Annotated in this window: 20 protein-coding genes; 3 read left to right on the plus strand and 17 right to left on the minus strand. The window is 64.1% G+C overall.

The annotated features are described in order from the left end of the window. The first annotated feature begins 93 nt into the window (after window positions 1–93). A complete protein-coding gene (locus GPA25_RS18595; protein WP_169261905.1) occupies window positions 94–1,527 on the plus strand; it encodes an MFS transporter in 1,434 nt (477 codons plus the stop codon). Here GPA25_RS18595 and GPA25_RS18600 read toward each other — a convergent pair. From GPA25_RS18600 to GPA25_RS18615, 4 genes are all read right to left on the minus strand, one after another. Next, window positions 1,481–2,950 (minus strand): FAD-dependent oxidoreductase, encoded by a 1,470-nt coding sequence (locus tag GPA25_RS18600; RefSeq protein WP_169261906.1) that lies wholly within the window; start codon window positions 2,948–2,950, stop codon window positions 1,481–1,483. The two genes, GPA25_RS18595 and GPA25_RS18600, sit on opposite strands and share 47 nt — an antisense overlap. Before the next feature lie 53 nt (window positions 2,951–3,003). Further along, a complete protein-coding gene (locus GPA25_RS18605) occupies window positions 3,004–4,230 on the minus strand; it encodes an NADH:flavin oxidoreductase (RefSeq protein ID WP_169261907.1) in 1,227 nt (408 codons plus the stop codon). A 116-nt stretch (window positions 4,231–4,346) separates the two neighbouring features. Beyond that, on the minus strand, window positions 4,347–5,723 hold the full coding sequence (locus tag GPA25_RS18610; protein ID WP_169261908.1) for a DUF1329 domain-containing protein: 1,377 nt from the start codon (window positions 5,721–5,723) through the stop codon (window positions 4,347–4,349). A gap of 28 nt (window positions 5,724–5,751) precedes the next feature. Continuing rightward, a complete protein-coding gene (locus GPA25_RS18615) occupies window positions 5,752–7,419 on the minus strand; it encodes a DUF1302 domain-containing protein (RefSeq protein ID WP_246265847.1) in 1,668 nt (555 codons plus the stop codon). A gap of 279 nt (window positions 7,420–7,698) precedes the next feature. Between GPA25_RS18615 and GPA25_RS18620 the strand changes: the two genes are divergently transcribed. After that, a complete protein-coding gene (locus GPA25_RS18620; RefSeq protein WP_211163211.1) occupies window positions 7,699–8,406 on the plus strand; it encodes an aldo/keto reductase in 708 nt (235 codons plus the stop codon). Window positions 8,407–8,453: 47 nt separating this feature from the next. On the opposite strand, the gene GPA25_RS18625 is transcribed toward GPA25_RS18620, so the two are convergent. The 12 genes from GPA25_RS18625 to GPA25_RS18685 form a co-directional block, all read right to left on the minus strand. After that, window positions 8,454–8,678 carry a hypothetical protein gene (locus GPA25_RS18625; RefSeq protein ID WP_169261910.1) on the minus strand — a complete coding sequence of 75 codons (225 nt, stop codon included), beginning with the start codon at window positions 8,676–8,678 and terminating at the stop codon, window positions 8,454–8,456. Window positions 8,679–9,657: 979 nt separating this feature from the next. Continuing rightward, window positions 9,658–10,623, minus strand: coding sequence for a magnesium/cobalt transporter CorA (corA, locus tag GPA25_RS18635; protein WP_169261911.1), 966 nt, complete (start codon window positions 10,621–10,623; stop codon window positions 9,658–9,660). A gap of 342 nt (window positions 10,624–10,965) precedes the next feature. Beyond that, a complete protein-coding gene (locus tag GPA25_RS23860) occupies window positions 10,966–11,142 on the minus strand; it encodes a PTS sugar transporter subunit IIA (RefSeq protein ID WP_211163212.1) in 177 nt (58 codons plus the stop codon). Window positions 11,143–11,155: 13 nt separating this feature from the next. Further along, window positions 11,156–11,716, minus strand: coding sequence for a potassium-transporting ATPase subunit KdpC (gene kdpC / locus GPA25_RS18645; RefSeq protein ID WP_169261912.1), 561 nt, complete (start codon window positions 11,714–11,716; stop codon window positions 11,156–11,158). A 15-nt stretch (window positions 11,717–11,731) separates the two neighbouring features. Continuing rightward, window positions 11,732–12,187 (minus strand): hypothetical protein, encoded by a 456-nt coding sequence (locus GPA25_RS18650; RefSeq protein ID WP_246265849.1) that lies wholly within the window; start codon window positions 12,185–12,187, stop codon window positions 11,732–11,734. Window positions 12,188–12,288: 101 nt separating this feature from the next. Next, window positions 12,289–12,567: a hypothetical protein gene (locus GPA25_RS18655; RefSeq protein WP_169261904.1), complete on the minus strand. Its 279-nt coding sequence runs from the start codon at window positions 12,565–12,567 to the stop codon at window positions 12,289–12,291. A 250-nt stretch (window positions 12,568–12,817) separates the two neighbouring features. Then, window positions 12,818–13,837, minus strand: coding sequence for a hypothetical protein (locus GPA25_RS18660; protein ID WP_169261913.1), 1,020 nt, complete (start codon window positions 13,835–13,837; stop codon window positions 12,818–12,820). A 40-nt stretch (window positions 13,838–13,877) separates the two neighbouring features. After that, window positions 13,878–17,102 (minus strand): NB-ARC domain-containing protein, encoded by a 3,225-nt coding sequence (locus GPA25_RS18665; protein WP_169261914.1) that lies wholly within the window; start codon window positions 17,100–17,102, stop codon window positions 13,878–13,880. A 367-nt stretch (window positions 17,103–17,469) separates the two neighbouring features. Continuing rightward, window positions 17,470–17,799: a YnfA family protein gene (locus tag GPA25_RS18670; protein WP_169261915.1), complete on the minus strand. Its 330-nt coding sequence runs from the start codon at window positions 17,797–17,799 to the stop codon at window positions 17,470–17,472. Between the two features lie 69 nt (window positions 17,800–17,868). Further along, on the minus strand, window positions 17,869–18,516 hold the full coding sequence (locus GPA25_RS18675; RefSeq protein ID WP_169261916.1) for a DsbA family protein: 648 nt from the start codon (window positions 18,514–18,516) through the stop codon (window positions 17,869–17,871). Next, entirely contained in the window at window positions 18,513–18,941 is a 429-nt protein-coding gene (locus GPA25_RS18680; protein WP_169261917.1) for a disulfide bond formation protein B, read from the minus strand. Before GPA25_RS18680 ends, GPA25_RS18675 begins: the two co-directional genes overlap by 4 nt. Before the next feature lie 22 nt (window positions 18,942–18,963). Then, window positions 18,964–19,419 carry a Cd(II)/Pb(II)-responsive transcriptional regulator gene (locus GPA25_RS18685; protein ID WP_343035004.1) on the minus strand — a complete coding sequence of 152 codons (456 nt, stop codon included), beginning with the start codon at window positions 19,417–19,419 and terminating at the stop codon, window positions 18,964–18,966. A 220-nt stretch (window positions 19,420–19,639) separates the two neighbouring features. On the opposite strand from GPA25_RS18685, the gene GPA25_RS18690 reads away from it, so the two are divergent. Beyond that, on the plus strand, window positions 19,640–20,179 hold the full coding sequence (locus GPA25_RS18690; RefSeq protein WP_211163213.1) for a cation efflux transmembrane domain-containing protein: 540 nt from the start codon (window positions 19,640–19,642) through the stop codon (window positions 20,177–20,179). A gap of 576 nt (window positions 20,180–20,755) precedes the next feature. On the opposite strand, the gene deoC is transcribed toward GPA25_RS18690, so the two are convergent. After that, window positions 20,756–21,550, minus strand: coding sequence for a deoxyribose-phosphate aldolase (gene deoC / locus GPA25_RS18695; RefSeq protein ID WP_169261918.1), 795 nt, complete (start codon window positions 21,548–21,550; stop codon window positions 20,756–20,758). Between the last annotated feature and the right edge of the window lie 84 nt (window positions 21,551–21,634).

Here is a 21,634-nt window from a genome sequence, read left to right on the forward strand (position 1 = left end):
CCCCTCTCCGCTCGGGGGAGAGGGGCCCGGGGGAGAGGGAGCCAGGATAGCCGGCGCCCTTAACGGACCTTTTCCTGAATCCCAGGAGGAATCATGGATTCACGCGCCGCGTGGAAGATCTACGCCGCCCTGCTGTTCGGCACCTTCATCACGATCGAGGCGGCCGCTTTCCAGGCGCCGGCCCTGCCCAGCCTCACGAAGCACTTCGGCATTGCGATCAACCTCGCCGCGCTGATCCTGGTGTTCTACTCGCTCGGACTCACGGTCTTCGCCCCCATCATGGGGCGCCTGGGCGACCAGCTCGGGCGCAAGCGGGTACTCCTCGCAGGACTGCTCGGCTTCGCGCTGTCGGAAGTGGCCGCTGCGGCCGCGCCGAACTTCGGGGTCTTCCTCGGCGCACGATTCGTCCAAGGGTTGAGCGTCGCCTGCATCATGCCGGGCGTGCTGGCCTACATCACCCATCTCTTCCCCGAACACCGGCGCGGCATGGCGCTCGGCATCTTTGCGATGACGATGACGCTGGGTGCCGCAAGCGGCGGCCTGCTCGGCGGACTGCTGATCGATCGCTTCGGCTGGCCGAGCGTGTACTGGGTCAGCGGCGCGCTCGCGATCGTCGGCATCGTGCCGGTCGCGCTCGTCGTGCCGGACATGCGCAGCAATCAACCGCGTTCGCCATTCGATCTCAAGGGGGCGCTGTTCCTGTTCGCGACGATCGGCGCCCTGCTGACCCTGCCGACCTGGATCGGCAACTTCGGCCTCACCTCGCCGTGGGGCGTCGGAATCATCGCCGTCGGCGTCCTCGCGCTGGCGATGCTGTGGCGCTCCGGCCGGCACACCGCCGCCCCGGTCGTCGACATCGCGATCCTGCGCAACCGCGCCTTCGCCCTGCCGACCGCGATCTACTGGCTGCACCTCGTGACGTCCAGCGGGATCGTCTATTCGCTGGCATTCTTCGTCAATGGCCGCCCCGGCGGCAGCGCCTCGCAGTTCGGCTTCGTCGCGCTCTTCCTCTATGGCAGCAGCATGCTCGCGGCGCCGCTTGCAGGCCGTTTGATCGACCGCTTCGCCGCCCGCTGGGTATCGATCGCCGCGCTCATGGGCACCCTGGCGGGGCTGGCAATGCTGCAGGGTTTTCGTGCCGACACCCCGCTCTGGTCCATCGTGGCGACGGTGTGCGTGCTTGGCCTGATGATAGGCAGCAACACGCCCGCGGTGATGAAACTCGCGCTGGGGGCCGTTCCGGCCGAAAAGCTCGGCGCGGGCACAGGACTCTTCAGCACGCTGCGCGACCTGGGCGCCCCCACCGGCTCCTCACTGGGGCTCGCGGTCTTCAGCGCCTCCCTCGCATTTCACAAGGCGGCGGGCAATCCGGAGGCGCTCGCCGCCTCCCTGAGCAACGTTGCCTGGCTGCTGACGGGACTGATCTCGATCGCGCTGCTGCTGAGCCTGCGCCTCGCACGGCCCGGCAGCAGCGACACGCTCAGCGTCCCGCTGCGTGACGCCCGGCCTGCCGACCAAAGAACGTAGAATCACCGAGGGACATGCCGGAGCTGTATCCCTCGCCCCACCGCGGCAGGCCGCAGGCGCAGCGTCCCGCGGCATACAGCCCGCGGATTGCGTTGCCGTCGGCATCGAGGACGGTGCCGTCGGTGTCCGTCGCCAGTCCGCCGAGCGTGAATGCGTGCCCGGGGACGTCGCCGCGGCAGTAACTCAGTGCCGCGAACGGCGCCTTCGTGAGGGGGCGCAGCCAGGCCGCCGCCTTGTGGAAGCCCGGGTCGCGCCCCTCGGCCGCCTCGCGATTGAAGGTCTCCACCGTATGTTCTAGGGTTCCTGCCACCAGGCCCAGCTCCGCCTCGACCTCGCCCCAAGTTTCGCCGACGGCCGCGATGGTCATGTCGCGATGAATCATCGGCCGGCCAAAGATCTCGTCGTCGACCAGCAGCCACGCCTTGCCGTTGGGCTGGCGCAGCACGTAATGAGCAATCCGGCCGTGGTAGGCATCCTCGTTGATGAAACGCTCGCCGCGTTCATTGACGAAGATGCCCTTCACCAGCGAGTCCGGCGGAAAATAAGGCAGCGTCGCGAAGAACTGGTCCATGTGGATCGCCGCCGCGCCGGCACCGATGCCCATGCGGATGCCAGACCCGTCGTCGTTGCCCGCCGACACCTGCGTTTCGCACGCGAGGGCCCCCGGCGCGTAGCGGGACAGCATCTCGCGGTTCGCGATGAAGCCGCCCGACGCGAGGATGACACCCCGCCTCACGCGCACGTAGCGCGGCGTACCGTCGATACGGACGGCCAGACCGACCACGCTGCCATCCCGCGCGAGGACCAGCGCCAGCGCGCGCGCGTTGTAGTGAATGCTCGCACCGAGGGCCTCGGCGCGGCCGCACAGCTTCTCCATCAGGATGCGGCCGGCACTCCAGCCTTCCTGCTGCGCGGTGTGACCGCGCGGAGCCGGCTTCGCTTCGCCCGAAAACGGCCATGCCTGCTCGGAGCCGGACCACACCAGAGTGTCGTCCGTGTGCGGCTCCAGCCACTTGCCCGGCAGGAAGGTCCCCTTGTACGGCACGCCCTGCTCCTGCAGCCAGCGGAAATGCGCCTCCGCGTTGTCCGCGTACGCGCGCACCCGCGCCGCATCGGCGCCCGGACCGCCCGACATCATCAGGTACTTGTAGAAATCCTCGGTCGAGTCCTCGAAACCCGCGGCACGCTGCACCGACGTGCCACCGCTGCCGCCGACATACACCTCCCCGCCCGACAGCGCGGCGCTGCCGCCTGCCGCCGCGGCGACCTCGAACACGGCAACCTCGGCGCCTGCCTGCCGCGCCTCGATCGCTGCGCAGCTCCCGGCGGCGCCGAAGCCGACGATGGCGACATCGGTCTCGATGTCCCAATACGTCACATCCTCTTCGCGGCACGGGCGCGCGGGTGAAAAGCTCTTCTGCATCTCGCTACTCCTGACGAGGGGAAAATCCGGATCCGGTGCGCGACGGCCCGGGCTCAGCCTGCTGCCCGGATCCTGTTGAGTTGCGGGTCATTGGGCGGCTTCATGACGCACCATGTGCCCGCGGGGTGATAGATATAGGGAACGCAACGGTTGCAGTTCGTGCAACCGGACACCTTCGTACTGCCGTCGCGAAACCTGTTCACGATCGCGGGATCGTGGATCAGGGCGCGCGCCATCACCACGGCATCGAAGCCCTCGCGCACGGCAGTCTCCGCGTTGGCCAGGGACTTGGCCCCACCGAGGTAGCCCAGAGGCACCGTGACTTCGGCGCGGATGCGGCGCGAGTGCTCGAGGAAATACATTTCGCGGAAGACCACTTTCGGCGCCCCGAGCTGTGAGAGGCGCAGCATCTGCCCGGTGAGCCAGCTTCCGGACAGGACCTTCCTCATCTCGTCCATGTCGTGGTTGCTGCCGAACATGAACCAGCCCGATTCGACGTTTCGGCCGCCGGACAGCACCAGCATGTCCGCCCCGGCAGCCTGCAAGGCCCTGGCGGTGACGATCGCGTCCTCGACCGTCGCACCGCCGCGCACGCCGTCGGCGACGTTGATCTTCGCCAGCACCGCCATGCGGTCGCCCACGGCCTCCTTCACGCGCACCAGCACCGCCGCCGGGAAACGCACGCGGTTCTCCAGCGTGCCGCCGAACTCGTCGCGGCGCCGGTTCGACAGCGGCGAGATGAACTGGTTGAGCAGGTAGCCGTGCCCCATGTGCAGCTCGACCGCGTCGAAGCCGGCCTCCCGGCACAGCAGCGCGGCGTCCACGAACTCTTGCGTCACGCGCACCATGTCCGCGCCGGTCATGGCCCGCTGAAAGAAGTTGCCGCGCATCAGGCCCGCCTTGTTCAGCCCGGACGAGGCGCTGATGGTCGGGCCAGCCACCTTGCACGAGGTCACGAATGAGCCCCCGTGGGTCAATTGATAGGACACCGCCGCGCCTTCGGCATGCACGGCGTCGGCCAGCACGCGCAGATCCGGCAGGATCTCGCGCCGCAGCCAGACCTGGTTCGGCAGGGTGCGGCCCACCTTCGCAACGGCCCCGTATGCCACGGTCGTCATGCCGACTCCGCCGGCCGCCAGGTCGCGATGGTGCTTGACGAGCGCCCGGCTGGGCGCTCCATCCACGACCATGCCTTCGTTGGCCCCGGCACGGATGAAACGATTGCGGAGCCGCAGGGGCCCCACTGTCAGCGCATCGAACGGTGATGCAGCGGTTTCCATCGGCATCTCCTCGCGATTGTCGCGGCAGGCCGCCTGCCGCAGAAACGACTGAAGGCCGCGCGCGGGCGGAAACCGACCGTCATCATCGGTTCCCGCCCGCTGCGGCAACTGCGGAATCAAAGACCCATGCGCCTTGCAGCCTCGGGCCCGAACATCTGCGGCGTGATCTTGTTTTCGTTCAGTCGATAGGCCGACGGCTGTTCATTCACGAGATTGAAAGCCAGGTAGGTCCCGGCATTCAGGTCGTAGTAGAAGCCGACGCCCGCCTGCCAGGTCTGCATCTCGTAAGCATAGAAGTGATTCAGCATCGAGGTCCGCCACAGACCGCCACGCGCGTCGTAGTTGTCGGCCATGATCGGGAACAGCGTGTCCTCGTCGATGAACATCACCCGGCGGCCGTACAGGTGGCGGAAGCCTTCCTTCAGCTTGCCTTCCAGCACCCAGACGCGGTGGAGTTCGTAGCGCATGAAGTCCGGATTCGCATGGCCGGGCTTGACCAGCTCCGAATACTTGATCGCCGGCGAATGCACGCGGTAGGCGTTGTAGGGGATGTAGATCTCCTTCTTGCCGACGATGGTCCAGTTGTAGCGCTCGGGCGATCCGTTGAAGATGCGCACCTCATCGACCGTGATCGAACCGCCGGTCCCCGGGAAAGACATGTCGTAGCCGTAGCCGGGCGACTGGCGCACACGGCGCGTACCCGGATCGAAGCGCCAGCTCTGGCGAGGATTCTGGGCGAAATTGAAGAACTCCATGCCCGTGTTGATCTCGCCCTTGTCGCGTTCCGGCAGCAGCGTCTCGTTCAGGTAGTACGACGACTGCCCTTCCGTCTTGTGCCGCGCTCCCGGCTCGTTCGCCGCGCCGAAGTTGCGCGATTTCACGCGCCCCCAGTTGATCGCTCCATCGGCCAGCACATAGGCATTGTCCGAAACCAATTCCTCGGTGAAGGCGCGATAGGGAATGATCGCGTTCCACAACAGTTCGGTTCCCGTCTTGGGAAACGGGAAAATCGGCCCGCCGGTAACCCCCATGACACCCTCGCCGTCATTCACGAGCTCGGCGCTCGCGGCGTTTTCCTTCGCCGTCTGGCAGACCGAATCGGGAAAACGGAAGTCGCGATGGGACGGATACACCGGCATGCGGAAGGTTTGCGGAAATTTCCTGAACAGCGCCTTCTGGCCGTCCGACAGGCGCTGTGCATACTGATCCATGTTCGCCGCGGTGATCACGAACAAGGGCTTCTCGTCCGGATAGGGATCGATCGGATGTTTCCCCGTCCCCTTGAACAGCACATGCGGCGGCGCACCCAACCACTTCCCGCTGTATTCCGGAATGACGCCGTCCTTGCTCCCGGCTTTCTCGGCACCTATGCAGGTCAAATCCTTGCCCAGGCGGGCGATTTCTTCCGCGCTACCCTTGGCATGCGCCAGGACCGGCAACAACTGCGCTACCACAGCGAACGACAACACCAGTCCGCAAAATTTCTTTTTCATGAACAGACCCTCTTCGAAGGAGACGGAATCAGTACGTGTACTTGGCGCTCAACGACACGTAGTCGCGGTCGGTCAGCGTCCGGCCATTGGCGATATCGGGCGAGCCGAGGTAACCGACGTAGGTGACACCGATCGTGAAATTGCCGAGTCGCTTGAAATCGGCGCCGAGCGTGATGCGGCGGTCGTCCTTGCCCATGCCGGACATGGAGCTGCCATCGACGTTCTGCGTCCAGATCACCTTGGTGCTCAGGTCCCAGCCGTCGAACACGTTCGGATAGTCGAAGATCGCCCCCAGGCCCAGCAGGCTCGTGGTCTTCGTCTGCGTGTCGTACGTGAAGTCCTTGAACGTGCCGTTCTGTCCCGGCAATCCCCCGCTCACGGTCAGCTTGTCGACGCCCTCGATGCGCTGATGCACGACCTCGCCCATCAGCGTGGTCTGGTGCGCAATCTTCGTCGGTCCGAGGATGTAGAGGAAATTCAGGTTGCCCTGCGTCACCTGCCCCCGAGCCGGCGCGCCGTTCGACAGATACACGGGCGTGCCGTCGCGGTAGCTCAGATCTGCCCCGATCTGCACGGAATCGCCGATCTTGGTACTGAGGCTCAGACCCGTGAGCTCGATGTCGTCGAAATAGGCCAGCTTGTAATACGGCGCGCTCGCGGGTGATGCCTTGCGTCCGAAGCGCGTGAATGAGGAATACTGCGTCGCACCGGTAAAGTCGAAGAACATCGCGCCGACGCGGTCGTGATAGCGGTAGTGATACACGCCCAGTTCCGTCGTCTCGCCCACACGCAGCCGCGTACCGAGGCCCCACTGACCGGAATCCTTGGGCTTGATTTCACCCGCGAAATTGGCGACCCGGAAAGTGTGGTCGGGCAAAGCGTTGATAACGCCCGGCGCCAACCTGAAAAACTCCGCACCGGGGCCGAAGTAGTCGCTGCCGAAATAATCCCCCACCGGATTGAGCTGGGTCTTCTCCCACTTGTACTGGTAGTACCCCGTCAGCGTGAGCCAGGGATTCACGGTGAGAGCGCCCGAAAGCTGCCCGACCGGAAGATAGCCCTCCTTGGCCTCGGTACCGGGAACGTTGAACTTCGTCGCGTCGAGCGGCGACTGCCCCTGGCTGATGTTCGGCCAGAACAGGCTCTCGCCCCACGCCAGCACGTGGCGCCCCGCCTTCAGCGACAGGTATTGCTCCTCGCCGAGCGTCCAGTTTCCGTACGCGAACGCGTCGAGAATGCGCGAGTTGCGCCCGCTCAGGGTTCTCGTACGGCTCGTAAATTCATCGTGCGCCCCGGTCTTGTTCACCGTCAGCGGGGAATCGTTGTCGTTGCCGGAACCGTACGCCCAGTCCTGGAAGGTGCTCGCACGCAGCAAGGCGCCGACGTTGTCATGTCTGATCCGCACTTCGCCGAGGGCGTTGACGCGGTTCGTGATCAAACTGCCGCGTTTGAAATTCCTCGTCCCGTCGTCGTTGTTCAGGTCTTCCAGAAATTCGTGCGCCGCCTTCTGCGTCCGGCCCGAAGCCGTATAGGAAAGCGTCAGCGAATAGTCGAGCGTCGTTTCCGGCCCGAACTGGATCGTGGGAGCGGCAATCGACGAGCCGCTCGCCATCGCGAGGATGAGCGGTGAGAGGCGCAGCACATGGCGCCGCCGCAAGGGCCGGCGGACAAACTCGGAACTACGTTTTCCAGACATGTCTCCCCCAATCTTGTTAGTCCGCAGTGCCGCCGCATGCGACGTCTCACGTGCGGATGGTCAACGATCCGGCGACAGCTTGAGATGGGACACGCGTGCCTGATCCGCCGCTGTGCCGGAACCGGCAAGGTTTCAAACCGTCGCGCAGAAGGCGGGAATGCGCCCAACAGGCCAGCACCAACAGAAGTTGTAGGTGACCTGAAATTCGTCGGTTCTTGCCAATGCAGGCCGACGGATGCTGACATTTGGCGCATGGCAGGCGCATCGCCAATACGGACTATGACGCCGGGCCCGGATGACCGCGTCGATCCGGAAGTCCCGATCGAAGATGTCGCCGGTGCGGTGAAGGACCTGATCGTGGCGGGGAAGGTTCTGCACTTCGGCCTGTCCGAAGCGGGTGGTGCGACGATCCGTCGCGCTCATGCCGTGCAGCCGATAACGGCAGTCCAGAACGAATACTCCGTCTGGTCACGGGACCCCGAGATGGAGGTGATTCCGGTGTGCGAAGAGCTCGGGATCGGGCTGGTACCGTGGGGGCCCCTCGGCAAAGGCTACCTGACGGGCACGATCACCCCTCGGACGACTTTCCGCGAAGGGGACCTGCGAAGAATGCTCCCCTGTCTTGCGACGGAAGCGCGCCGTGCCAACTGGCCGGTCGTCGAGTTGCTACAACGCGTCGCAGCGCGCCATCAGGCAACACCGGGGCAAGTCGCGCTCGCGTGGCTGCTTGCTCGCCATCCATGGATCGTGCCCATTCCGGGGACCACGAAGATCAGCCACATGGAGCAGAACGTTCAGGCAACCGAGGTCGCGCTGACACCGGCCGACCTTGGGGAGATCGAGGACGGATTCGCGCGGATCGAGGTACAGGGTGCGCGCTCCAGCGAAGCGATCCTGAGGCAGACCGACGTGGGCGCCAAGTTGGGCACGAGCTCGCGCGGTGGACATCGTCTGTCTCCGTTGCCCGGCGAAAAACGCTCGTCATGACGCGAAGCTCGTAGTCGGGGAAGGCAACCCCCGCAAATGGCCTCGGGCTACCTGGCCAGGCTGAAGTCGTCCGGTACGGTAGCCCGAATAATCCGGCCGTGGCCGGAACGCGAGTAGTAGACGACTGCGACTTCCCGGTTCGAGTCGCCCTCCGGGACGTAATCGGCGCTCGGAACGTAGGTTTGGTCCTTTACCGTCACGACGGTGAAGGCGGCGGCACCCAGGCCGCTGAGCGCCAGAGCTGCGAGGGTCAAGCGTCTATTTCGGTTCATTTTGGGCATGCCGTAGGTTCGGTCAAAAGGTTTCGCCCGATGCCATCAGCTGCGCCAACTATTTCAGGCGTCGTCGTGGGCGAGTGACGAGGACAGGTCACGCAAGGCTGTCGACTCGATCGGATTCAGGCCCGGGAACAGCCAGCCGCCATCGAACATCTTGCCGTCGGCACGGGCGACTTTCCACTAGATCCGCAGCCGTTCGAGCAGCACCGGCGATCCTTGCGCCCCATGTTCCTCACGGCCGGCGCCAATCCCTGCCATTGGGATATACACACTGGGGATTTTACATAAAACGGAGGACTTTTGAAAAAACGGCACCCCGAAGGGTGCCGTAAGTCATTGATTATATGGGCGACATACCGGGATCGAACCGGTGACACCTGGAGCCACAATCACTATCCTGTTTCTTATAAATCAGTCACTTAAGTGTTTTTTAAATCTACAATCCGCACTCATCTGTGGCCTCGGAAGCCCCATCAGTGCTCATGGCTGGGCAATTTTGTAGAACGGTTTCGGCGCACTTCCGCACGCGCTGAGCGGACGCCCAAGCGAGCGCTGGGAGTGGGCTGAATGGCTGGTTTCCCGTTCCTTGAACTCACCCTCCGACGAAGTCTTAGCCCCACAATGCAGAGCCTGCTGATCCTTTTTACCGCTTCTTTATGTTTCCACCCCCGGCTTTTTCGAAAACTTTGACACCCGATTTCCTAGCATGACCCTGTCGAAACAACTACAGGGAGCATGCTCATGGATCTCGTCTATCTCGCCGCCGTCGGGCTGTTGTTCGCCTTGATGGCAGGCCTTGCCGCCGGCTGCGCCCGGCTGGGAGGCCAAAAATGACCTGGCTTTACGTGCCGACGCCGGCGGAGGCGCCGAAGAAGATCTTCAGCTTGCCGCACCGTGCCTTGGCCTCTTCGGCGTTGACGCGGTCGAGCAGTTGGTCCGGATCGGGGCGTTGATCAGGCATGGACTGGATTCCTTACAACCATCCGACCCGCTTGAAGCGGAAATACAGCACTACGCAGGCCACGCCGATTGCCGAGAGCGCCATCGGATAGCCGTACTTCCATTCGAGTTCGGGCATCACCTCGAAATTCATTCCCCAGATCCCGGCAAAAGCCGTGGCGACGGCAAAGATCCCGGCCCAGGCCGCCAGCTTTTTGTTCACCTCGCTTTCCTCGATTGTCACCATCGACAAGTTGACCTGGATGGCCGTGCCGATGGTGTCGCGGATGTTGTCGAGGGAAGCGTTGATACGGGCCAGGTGGTCGTAAACATCGCGGAAATAGTCGCGGCTGTTTGCGCATGCGGGGGGAACCCGACCGCTCGATAGCTTGCCCGCCGCCTCCATCAGTGGCGCGACGGCATGCTTCAGGACCATGATCTTGCGCTTCAGCTCGTACAGCCCCTCGATATTGCTGCGCGCAGCGCCCTTGCTAAAAATCCGGCCCTCGATGTCTTCCAGTTCCGACTCCAGCTTGTCCGTGATCGGAAAATAGCGATCGACCACCGCGTCCATCAGGGCATAGAACACGAATCCCGCGCCCTGCGTGAGCATGTGCGGCTCCCGTTCGCAGCGTTCGCGCACCCCGAGGAAATGCTGCTGGCTGCGATTGCGCACGGACAGCACGTAGTTCCGCCCGACGAAAACGTTCACCTCGCCGAGTATGAACTCGCCATTGACCAGATCCAGCAGGTGCATGACGGCAAACACCGAGTCGCCGTATTCCTCGATTTTCGGACGCTGGTGGCCGTGGCGGGCATCCTCGACCGCCAGTTCATGCAGGTTGAACTCCTCCTGCATCTTGTCGAGTTCCTCAGGCGTCGCATCGCGCAACGCAACCCAGACGAAACAATTCGGCCGTTCAAGGTAATCGCTGATTTCCTCGACCGACAGGTCGGCGAGACGCGATCCGTGTTCATAGGCGACGCAGTTGACGAGCATGCTTCAGTCCGTTTTCCTTCGAAATGGCTCATCCTGCCGATTTCGCGCCAGTTCGGCTAGTACCTTGGCACGCACGCTCCATGGTGGGCGTCCTCGGCTTGCAGTGTGGCGTGCACGTCGTCCAGGCAACAGAATATGAAACCTCCCAGGCAAACAAACTAGGCCGGGTTCGGCCACTCGACAAATGTCCGGCTTACGTCCTGCGGATGGGAACACGCGTGCAATCTCTTGCGGAAGCCGATATCGGCGAGCATCTGCGCTGCGTCGGCGAGAATCCTGAGGTGTTCTCTGTGGCCAGTTTCGGCACCCTGGCCCGGGCATGCGGAATGGCAACCCCTTGTCTCAGGCGGTCGAACCCGCCTGCTCGCGGCGAGAGAGACCTGCGACCACCCAGTCGCGGGACAATCCATGCCGCCGTTCCATATGTTTCCCGATTTCATCAAGCAGTTGGGCTTTGTCCGCGACCTTGACGTCGAGGCCGATGCCTTCGGGTATCAATAGATTGGCGATGGTGTTCAAGGCGGTTCCCCGATCAGGACCGCTGCGCATCGAGGGCGAGGTTGAGCTTCAGTACGCTCACGCGAGGTTCGCCGAAAATGCCCCACTGGCGGCCTTCGGTGTACTGCTCGACGAGTGCCCTGACGGCCTCCGGGCGGAGCGCCCGCGCGCGGGCGACGCGCTCGATCTGATACTCGGCGGCCGCCGGGCTGACGTGGGGATCGAGGCCGCTGGCCGACGCGGTGACGAGGTCGATAGGGATAGCCTTGGCGTTCGTCGGATTGGCCGCCTTGAGCGCTTCGACACGCCCCTCGACCGCTTCGCTGAGCGCCGGATTCAGCGGCCCTTGGTTCGAACCGCTGGAGGCGGCGGCATTGTATGGCATCGGCAAGGTGGCCGAGGGGCGACCCCAGAAATACTTCGGATCGCTGAAATTCTGCCCGATCAGCTCGGAGCCCACCGCCTTGCCGCCGCTGACAATCAGGCTGCCTTCCGCCGCCGCGGGGAAGGCCACCTTGGCGATTCCGGTGACGACCACGGGATAGACGACGCCGGTGATAAAGAGCGATACGGCGGGACGCAACAGGGTTTTCATGAATGTTCTCCGTTCTCAGGCCAGGCCGACGGCCGCAATCAGCAGATCGATCAGCTTGATGCCGATAAAGGGGACGACGACACCGCCCACGCCGTAGATCGCGAGGTTCTGCCGCAGCAGCGTAGCCGCCCCGACAGGCCGGTACCGGACGCCCTTCAGCGCCAGCGGGATGAGGAAGATGATGACGAGGGCGTTGAATATCACCGCCGACAGGATCGCCGACGCAGGACTTGCCAGCCCCATGACGTTGAGGGCGGAAAGCTGCGGATAGGTCGTGACAAAAGCGGCCGGAATGATCGCGAAGTACTTGGCGATGTCGTTGGCGATGGAAAAAGTCGTCAGCGAACCGCGGGTCATCAGCATCTGCTTGCCGGTCTTGGCGTAAATGAGCGCGGTGTTCAGCGAGCGGTGCCGCAGCACGTCGGCCACTTCTTTGATCGAGCCGCCGCTGTTGACCAGCCGACAGGCCAAAGTGTGGCGTAGGGTGTGTCCCGGCCGTGTGCCTGGGTGAATGAACTCAGGACACGGCCGACCTCACGAGACTGCAGCGCTCGTGGCAGCGACGCATGAGCCTAGTTCGCGGGCGAAGCGATGACGCCCAGCAGGGCTTGCACCGAATCGCTGCAAGTGGAGCGCCAGCGCAGATAGCCACGCAAGGCGGCGTTGATGGTCACCGCGTTGTTGATCGTGTTGCGTAGCTCCATCTGCTCGGCGACGAAGCGGCGGATGTCCTGAGGCTGCAGCTTGCGCAGATCCAGAGGATGGCCGGCGAACTTGTGCACCAGTAGCCGCTCGATGATCCGCAGTCGGACCGAACGGGTGCCGCTGGCCAGCCCGCGGGTATCGAGCATGTAAGCGTCGTAGCGGCTCAGTTCTTCGGTGATGGGACCCGACGGCGTCGGCAAGTCAGCGATCACACCGCGCTGACACAGGATGGCCGAGTCAGGCCTCTGAGCTTCGTTCCCGCCACCTGCCGTTCGCGACCGGATTCTCGGTCTGGATCGACGGCCGACGAATGGTAGAAATAGCAGCTGGTGACACGAGCGTTGGGGCTACCCCATGTCGGCCGGGTTTTGCGGCTCTGATTCCATGGGGCGCACCTCAGTCTGGCTTCAGCCTTTCCAGTACGAATTTCGTCACCGGGCCCGCGATGCCGCCGAGGATCGGTGTGGCGAACATGCTGACCACCGCGCCGATCGCACCGGGCACCATGCCGGTCAGGCCATCGATGATCCTGCCGAGCTTGCCGTCGTCGGCATCCTTGCCTTTGGCGGCTTCGGCTTTGAGTTCCTGAACTTGCTGCACCGCCGCTGTCCGCTTGTCGGCGGGAGCGCGTCGTGCGACCGCAGCGAGCAGCGTCGCGAAAAGCGGTTCCAGATCCGCCGGCAAAGTGCCGTAGATGATCTTGTTGCCTCCTACGAAGTCGCCGCCAGCATGCACATTCCCGCCGACATACGCGCCGCCGGCGGTATTTACTTGCGTTCCCGTGTTGATGCTTCCGGTATTGCTGCCGCCAATCTGCACACCTCCGGTCCCGACCGCTGTCGCACCGGCTCCTTGCACAGTCGCTCCGTTGCCGGTGAGGGTGACGCTGTAGCGGTTGCCGCCTGGTTCGCCGTCATCCGGCCCAAATTCGATGAAGCCGTTCGCGACGAGTTTGTCCAGTTGCGAAGTGAAATGGAGGAGCAGACTCTCCACGTTCTGGTATTCGGTCTGGAAATGCCCGAGCGCCTTAAGCTTGTCCTGGAATACCCACAGGCTCGTCAGGTCCTCCCGGTTGCGGCTGCTGCTGCCGGGCGCGTTCTTGAAGTACGTGAAGACGAACGGCTTGTTCGTCGCCTTGAACTGCGTGAAAGCGTGCTCGAACTCCTCCGCGGTGTACTTGCCCACCTTGGTCCAGAACAGCATGACAAAGATGTCGGATTCGGCGATGGCCTTGTTGTACTGGTCCTGCAGCCGTGTCTGCGACATGGCGTCGAGAAAGTCCTCCCACATCACGAGCTCGAGGAAGACTCCCTTGGCGTTCCAGTCCTTGTTCTTGCGCCCGATCAAAATCTCGAACTGGTCGCGGTCAGCCTTCAACTCGGCCGAGGAGGCGAGGAATATCCTCTTGGTTTGCATCTTGACGGTCTCCCTTTGAGGCAGGGCAGGCAAGATCCCGCTATGCGAGCCTGCCGGCAATAAGTTCGCTCCCTGTATCCGGCTGGTCGGGTGGCGGCCGTCGATCCAATACGGCTTCCAGCGCGGTCGCCTCTGCCAAGTCCGGCGCCGGGGTACGGCGAGCGTGCGCCAGCACCAGCCGGGTCAGCACGGCGTCCAGCGCGGTCGGACTGAGCAGGGCGTAGGGCACCAGCGCCCGTAGCAATTGCAGGCGCTGAGGCGGCAGCGGTGCCCCGCCAGCCTGCGCCAGCATCTCGGCGGACAGCCGCGCCGCGAGGTGTGGCACCAGGCCCGGATCGGGCACGGAAACCTCGTCGCCTTCGTTCAGTGGCCGCTCGCCCCCATTGAGGCGCAGGAAATCCGCCTTGTTGCGCTGGTAGAGCCGCTCGAGGCCGGCAAAGCTTCGGTCGTCGGTGGTCCAGGGCGGCAGTTTCAGTGCGTCCTGGCGGCGGCCGGGGTATGGATGGCCGACCCGGTGCACGGCGGCGAACTCGCGCAGATGGGCAGCTTCGGCCAGGCGCCGGGCCCGTTCCTCCAGGTCGAAGCCCTGCCACCAGTACTTGCGCATGGCATTGACGCGCGCCGTCATACGCGCGCAGAAGGTCGGATCCTGCACGTTGTGCGCGGCCCGCTGCGCCGCCTCCAGGGCGGTCTCGATGTCTGTGACTGCAGGCGCACCCTGCTGGCAGACGTGGAAGGCTTCGGCCACGGCCAGGCACGCCGGCGCCTGATAGCCCGCGAAGCCGGACTCGGTCAGCTCCACAGCCTCACGCAGCAACCGGCCGGCGAGCGCTTCATCACCGAGCAGCCAGCCATTCGCCTGTGCGCTCGCCAGCATGCGGCGCTTGTGATGCGCCCAGATGTCACTGCCTGCCCGATCACGGCCCGGCTTGAGGCGCATCGCTTCGCCGATGAGTTCGTGCGCCTGAAGCTGCAGCGCGTTTCGTGCAGCCTCATCGCCGGCCTGGGCACGGATTGCCCGGACAGCGATGGCAAGGCCCTGGTCGAACTCGACGCTTCCGCCGCCCAGCGCCGCATCGAGGATCCGCAGCACCGCGTCCTGCACCCACTGGCTGCACTCGGCACGGGGAAATCTGATGACGAATCCCAGCAGGAGCCACAGCGTGCTGAAGCGATATTCCGGGTAGTTGTAGTTGGTATAGACGCTCAGGTAGCGCTTCAGGGTCTCGGTGCCCTTGCCGGGATCTGCGGCGGCATGGGCGACGAGGTAGGGTCCGTCCAACTCGGCCAAGTAGCGGGTCGTGCTCCGTTCATCCGCGGAATCGGTCGCGCGGTGGAGGCCACGTGTCCGAGGCGGGTCGGGGGCTTCGGCATCGGCGTCGAGCCCTCGGCTCGCGATCAACTCACGGCTGTATGCACCTCCGCCAACACGCTTCAGCAACTCCTCGATCAGCTTTTCGTCTGCCTGGTGCGGCTGTACGGGAGAATCAAACTGCGGCGCCGGCTCATCCCAGAGATCGGCCCGTATCCAGCTAACGAGATCGTGCAGGGCGGGCTGCGATCCCAACTCGCCCAGGATTTGTTCACATAGGCTGCGCGCGCGGTCGCGTTCGGTCCGATGCGCAAGCCAGGCCAAGGTCAACAGGAGGGCCTGGCGCCAGTGATCGTCGATGGCGAACAGCGCACTGCGACGCCAGGCGGCGTCCAGTTGCCCCCCACGTGCGAGCTCGAAGATTGGGCCTGGACGCAGGTGATCACGGCGAAAGCTCACCAGCGTGTCCGCCGATTCGACTACGAGCGGAACACCGAGCGTTTCGTCATTCGCCACCGCAGCATCAAGCGCCCACGACAGCGCTTCGCGCAGCGCCGGCAGATCCTGGAGGGCATCTTCGTGCCCCTGCTGCCAGGTCACGTCACCGGTCAGCCGCACCAGGCTTTCAGTCAGCTGGTGCCGCCGCGGCTGTACGCTCAGCCGGGCCGCCTGCGCACGGTGAAACGCGAGCCAGCGCCACGCATAGGCATTGCTCTGAGTCGGCGTGTCCCCCCAGTGCTCGGCCAGACGCAGATGTAGCAAGGCCCTGTCCGGAAGCTTGGTCGACACGTAGCTGCGCAACACGTCGTGCAGCGCCAGCGTTTCCGTTTCGCCGTTGTAATCCAGCAACGCGAGCGGTTCGATGCGAGATGTGATCAGCGTCCTGGCCGCAACCTCATCCATGCCGGCGATGAGCCCCCAAAGTTCGGCCGCGCGGGAGAGCGGGATGGGGACGTCCTGCGGGAAGAGGGAGAGCTCGCCATAGCGCTGCCGCTCGTCCGGCTCCAGATCCACCAGGCTGACGTCGACCGTCGCTGCGACCGCCTGATCTCGCTCGGTTACGTCGCGCCTTGGATCGAAGGCGACGACGCCCTTCCGCGCGAGGTCTTCCTTGATCGCGTCGAGGGCCTTCGGGAATGGCGTCTTCTGGCGCAGGACGCTCTGGCGCAAGGTCCGGTTGGCAAGGCGCAGCAGCACCGGCCAGGATCCAAGTTGCCGCACCAGGACGTCGAGGCGCGCATCTTCGCCGGTCGGCAAGCCGGCACCCAACAATTGCCGTGCGTCCTGCTCGTGCATTGCTGCGATGTCCATCAGGATGGCGTCGAAGGGCAGCGTTTCGGTCTTTCGCGTGGTGATCAGGCGAGCACAGCCGGCGCTGGCGTCGAGGATGTCCCTGATATGGGCTTCGTCCCAGACATCATCGAGCACGATCAGAAGCGTGCGCGACGACACTGCTGCCTGAAGCTGCGATCGGGCGCCGGCCAGCGTTGCGCAGCCGCTGCATTCCCCGGTGAGGGCCGTCACCAGATCCGCGATCTGCGCCTCGGGGGCGGGTCGATGCTTGCCCAGCGGCACCCAGAGAATGCCGTCTCGGCACGCCAGCCGAACTTCGGCATCCGCACAGAACAGTCGGGCCAAGGTCGTCTTCCCCATGCCGCCGAAGCCATGCAACGCGACGGTATTGGACAGGAGCTTGCCCTCGCCATCGATCAGATACCGCTTCAGATTCGCCAGTTCATGGGGGCGCTGCACGTGGTCGGCCGCGGGCGGTAACGCTTGGAAGGGCGGACTTGGGGGCGCCTTGTGCGGCTGGAAGATGTTGACGATCTGGTCGCCCGCGACAAAATCGCGGCCGGCATTGACGTTTCCGCCGACATAGGGGCCGCCATTTGTGCTCACCGGGACTGCGCGGCCAGCCCTGGGTTCGTCTGTTTCCGACTGTTCTGGAGTCATGACCGCTCCTTCTCCGCCGATGATCCTAGAAGTATAGGTACCATCACGCTGCAACGCGCGAGGCGGATCAGGGCCACGTTGGCCTTGGGCAGACCGGCACCTGCTGGGCTCCACACGTAGGCTGCGCGGCGATATCGGGAAACGTGCCGCGGGTTTGTTCGCCACGCTGTCATCGCCCGCAGGCGTCACGCTTCGTCGAGCCGGCCGTCGTGGGCAAGACCCAGGATCAAGGACCGGGCAACCGGTCGTTGCTCCCTTGTGCAGCGCCGTCAGTAGGACTTGGTGGCCGCCGCCGGCCTTTTTCACCAAGTCGTCGCATGGGCCGCTGCGACAATTGGATGCCTGCGTCGATGACGACGAGGGCTTCTCAGGCCGACGGCTGTAGAGCGATGATCGCCATGCCGACGAGGGCGACGGCTGCGCCCGTCACGTCCCAGCGCGTCAGGGCGATTCCGTCGACCAGCCGCAGCCACACCAGAGCGACGGCAACGTACATGCCCCCGTAGGCTGCGTAGGTCCTGCCGGCCGCTGTCGGATGAAGGGTCAGCAGCCAGGCGAACAGGGCGAGTGATAGGGCGGCGGGCAGAAGCAGCAGAAGACTCTTGCCCTGCCTCAGCACGAGCCAAGGCAGGTAGCATCCCACGATCTCAGCGAGTGCCGTGACGGCAAACAATGCGGCTATGCGAAGAAGTTCCAAAGTGTCACACCCGGTCTTCGAACCGTTTCAATTCTGCCACTCGTCGGGGAACGTTCGGGGCCGGGCCGCTCACGTCCCTTGCAGCGCCCGATCCACCAACTGCTGTAAGTATTCGAAGCCGAAACGCGGCAGCGGCTGGCCATTGACGAAGAACTCCGGGGTCTTCGTGACGTTCAGCGCCTGGGCATCCGCGAGGTCCTGTTCGATGATGCGGACAATTTCGGGCGCGTTCATGTCGGCGCGCAAGCGTTCGAGATCGAGTCCCAGCCCTTCCAGGTGCGGCCACACCAGATTGACCTGCGCCGTGTGCTGCGGCGCCCACGCCGACTGTGACGCGAGCAGCGCTTCGAGAACCGGCCACAACTTTCCCTGCCGGCGGGCCGCTTCGAGCACCGCGACGACCGCCTCCGAACCGTTATGGAACGGCGCGTAGCGCAGCACCAGGCGAATGTCGTTCGGGTTGGCGGCCATCATCTGCTTCACGAGCGGATAAAAACGGCTGCAGGTCTCGCAGGCCGGGTCGAGGAATTCGACGATCTCGACCTTCGCCTGCGCATTGCCAAGGGTCGGCGAATGCATGCGCACGAGGCGCTCCTTGTTGCGGCTCACTGCCTGCGCCGACTGGTCGGACGATTCGGACTTGTAGCTCATGGTCGCCACAGCGAACACGATCAGCAGCAGCGCAGCCGCCCCGGCAAATACCCACTTCCCGTTCATTTCGAGCTCCGGAAATGCGTCACGATCAGTAACGCGATGATGGTTGAGAAAGCGATGACCGACAGCAGAGGGATCGTCAGGAAGCCGAACCACTCGATGACGGTTTGCGAACAGGGCACCCCCTGCGTGCACGGGCGGATTTCCTCGGGGATCACGCCGGCGACCAGCAGTTGGTGGAACACGGCGATCGTCCAGCCGACGACGGCCAGCGGTAGCGCATAACGAACGACCCTGCGGTCGAATGGAAAGAGGCCCGCCGGCAGGATCAACGCGAGCGGAAACATGAAGATGCGCTGATACCAGCACAGTACACAGGTCGGCAAGTGCATGACCTCGCCGAAAAACAGGGCGCCCAGCGTCGAGGCGGCAGCCACCAGCCAGGCGGCAAAGATCAGCGTCCATCCGGGTGTCGCATCGTTGCGCATGAGTTCGCGATTTTCAGTCGTGTTAATCGGGGGCGGAATCTTGTGGCTCGCGACGGGGCCGCTTTGCGGGGCGGTTTGTTTCGGGGGTGCTCAGGCGAACGGCATCGCCTTCGCGGTGCGCTGCAGTCACGAGTTCCTGCAGGATGCCGCAGTCGGCTACCGCATGCGGGACGGCGCAGCACTTGCGCAGCGCCGACAGTTGTCGCTCCAGGGCGCGCAGGCTGTCGATGCGGGTGCGCACGCGGGCCAACTGCTCGTCTACCAGCCGATCCACATCGCCGCAATCTGCGAGCGGGCGGGCGAGCAACTCCAGCAGTCGCCTGATTTCGGCGAGTGGAATGTCGAGTGCCCGGCAGTGCCGAATGAAGGCCAACTGCTCAAGATGCGCATCGCCATAGATGCGGTAACCATTCGTGCGCCGCTCGGGCGGTGAAAGCAAGCCGGCCTTCTCGTAGTACCGGATGGTCTCGACATCCACTCCGGTGGCATTTCCAAGTTACCCAATTCGCATGATCTTCTATCCGAAATCGGTGGCGACTATAGCAGGTTGACCTTGTAGTGGCTACAGGGTTTTAAATGCGATGAGATTCTTGAAAGGGGCCAATCATGGGAAGCTGCTGTCAGGACAAAGGGTGTGCAATCTCCGCATTGCGCGAGCGTCAGGGACGGACGTTGCGGATCGTCCTGGCGATCACGTGATGCTGTTCCTGGTCGAACTGGGCGCCGGGGTTCTTGCGTCCTCGACATCGTTGATGGCCGACTCGCTCGACAGTCTCGGCGACGCCCTCGTGTATGCCTTCAGCCTCTACGTGCTGTTTCGCAGCGAACGCTGGCGGGCGGGTGCGGCGCTGTTGAAAGGGCTGATCATGTTGGGATTCGGGCTCGCCATCATGGCGGCGCTGATCGGTCGCGCACTCAATCCCGTCGTTCCGGTGGCCGAGATGATCGGCGGCTTCGGCCTGTTCGCGCTTGCGTGCAATCTCACCTGCCTGATATTGCTGACCCGACATCGCAGTGACGACATCAACATGAAATCGGTGTGGTTGTGCTCGCGTAACGACATCATCGCCAACTGCGGCGTGATCGTAGCGGCGGGCGGTGTGGCTGCAACGGGGTCGATGTGGCCGGACTACACCGTCGGTGCGGTGATTGCGTTCATCTTTTTGCGGTCCGCGTTTGAAGTGGTATCTCAGGCGGTGCGGGAATTGCGCCTTGAATCTGGCGCAATGGTCAAGTAGCCCGCATTCCGCGACGGCGTCACTCCCTGCTCGGCTATCTCAGCCCGGTGCAGTTTCAAGAAAACATGGAAGGCCGCGTAGCTACCGAAACGGTCCGGAGAATCGTGTGCAGGCCAGTTCGGGACCTATCTGCGCGCGGTGGCTCCACTCGGAAAGCGGTAGTTGAACTTGCGCGTGGGCGACGGACCGGACTGGGTCGAAACGGTGATTTCGAGCGATCGGAGACCTGCCGTTCAGCCGGCGTGAGCGCCGGGCGGCAGCTGTAGACAGGCACTGCCGCCGCTCATTCGGCACACGGTGCCCCACCGCTACGGCCGATGACTTGCCTGAGTCCTCAGACAGACAGCCGACCGGTCCAGGATCGGTCACCTGCCGTTCGCGTTGGGCAAAATTTCTCAGCTGCTATCGCTCTTGATGGCCGACCTTAGACCTGCGACTTCTCCGCAAAACGTCAGTGCATTGACGCGCACGCGACAGCATCCAAGACTCTGCTCGCGCGATGCATCTCTTCACAAGACGGCGCCATCGCGTTTGCGCCGAATGATCTCCCGCGACCGCCGTGTGCGCCGTTCGTCATCACCTCGCTGATCCGCGTTGATCGGGGGTCGAAGCACCGTCGAGCACGGCGAGCAGCGCGGGCAGCAGGCTCGATGCGCCGAAGCGCAGATGTCGCGGCGATAACCATGCCGCACCGCAGGCGTTCGTGGCCAGGGCCACGTAGCACGCCACGTCTTCGATCGTGGCCACACCGCCGGACACCTTCAGCCCGACTTGCCTCTGGCTTGCACGGATCACCTCGAGCATGCAGGCCACCGCCTCGGGTGTGGCATTGAGCGGCACCTTCCCGGTGGAAGTTTTGAGGAAATCAGCGCCCGCCTCGATCACGAGCTCGGCTGCGGTGCGGATCCAGCGGGACTCGCGCAGTTCGCCGGTCTCGAGAATCACTTTCAGCAGCACCGGGGCGACGCTGTCGTCGCAGGCCTGGCGGCAGCACCGCAGCACTTGCGTGGCGCGGCGCGTATCGCCGGCCAGCAGGGCGCGCCACGGCAACACCGCGTCGATTTCGTCGGCGCCGTGCGCAATCGCCTGGCGAACCTCGTCGGCCACCGCGTCGGCCTCACCGGTACCCTGCGGAAAATTGACCACGGTCGCAACGCGCACGCCGGTTAGCCCGTGCTGTGCCAGCGCGCGCTTGGCCACCGGTACGAAGGGCGGATATACGCATAACGCGGCCGGCGCGCCGTGCGGCGTCATCGCCTGCGCGGCCAGCGTTTCGATGCTGGCGTCGGTATCGTCGGCCTTGAGCGAGGTCAGGTCGAGGCAAGCGAGCGCAAGTCCTGCTAGCTCCAGGCGTCCGAATGCGGGCTCCATCTTCTTCCCCTCACTGCAAGAAATAACCGCTTGACCTATGAGATCAAGAAATGCGGCCGGCAATGTCCAGAATCTCCGGGCCGC

This window comes from Aromatoleum diolicum (assembly GCF_012910955.1).
GTDB classification, from domain to species: Bacteria; Pseudomonadota; Gammaproteobacteria; order Burkholderiales; family Rhodocyclaceae; genus Aromatoleum; species Aromatoleum diolicum.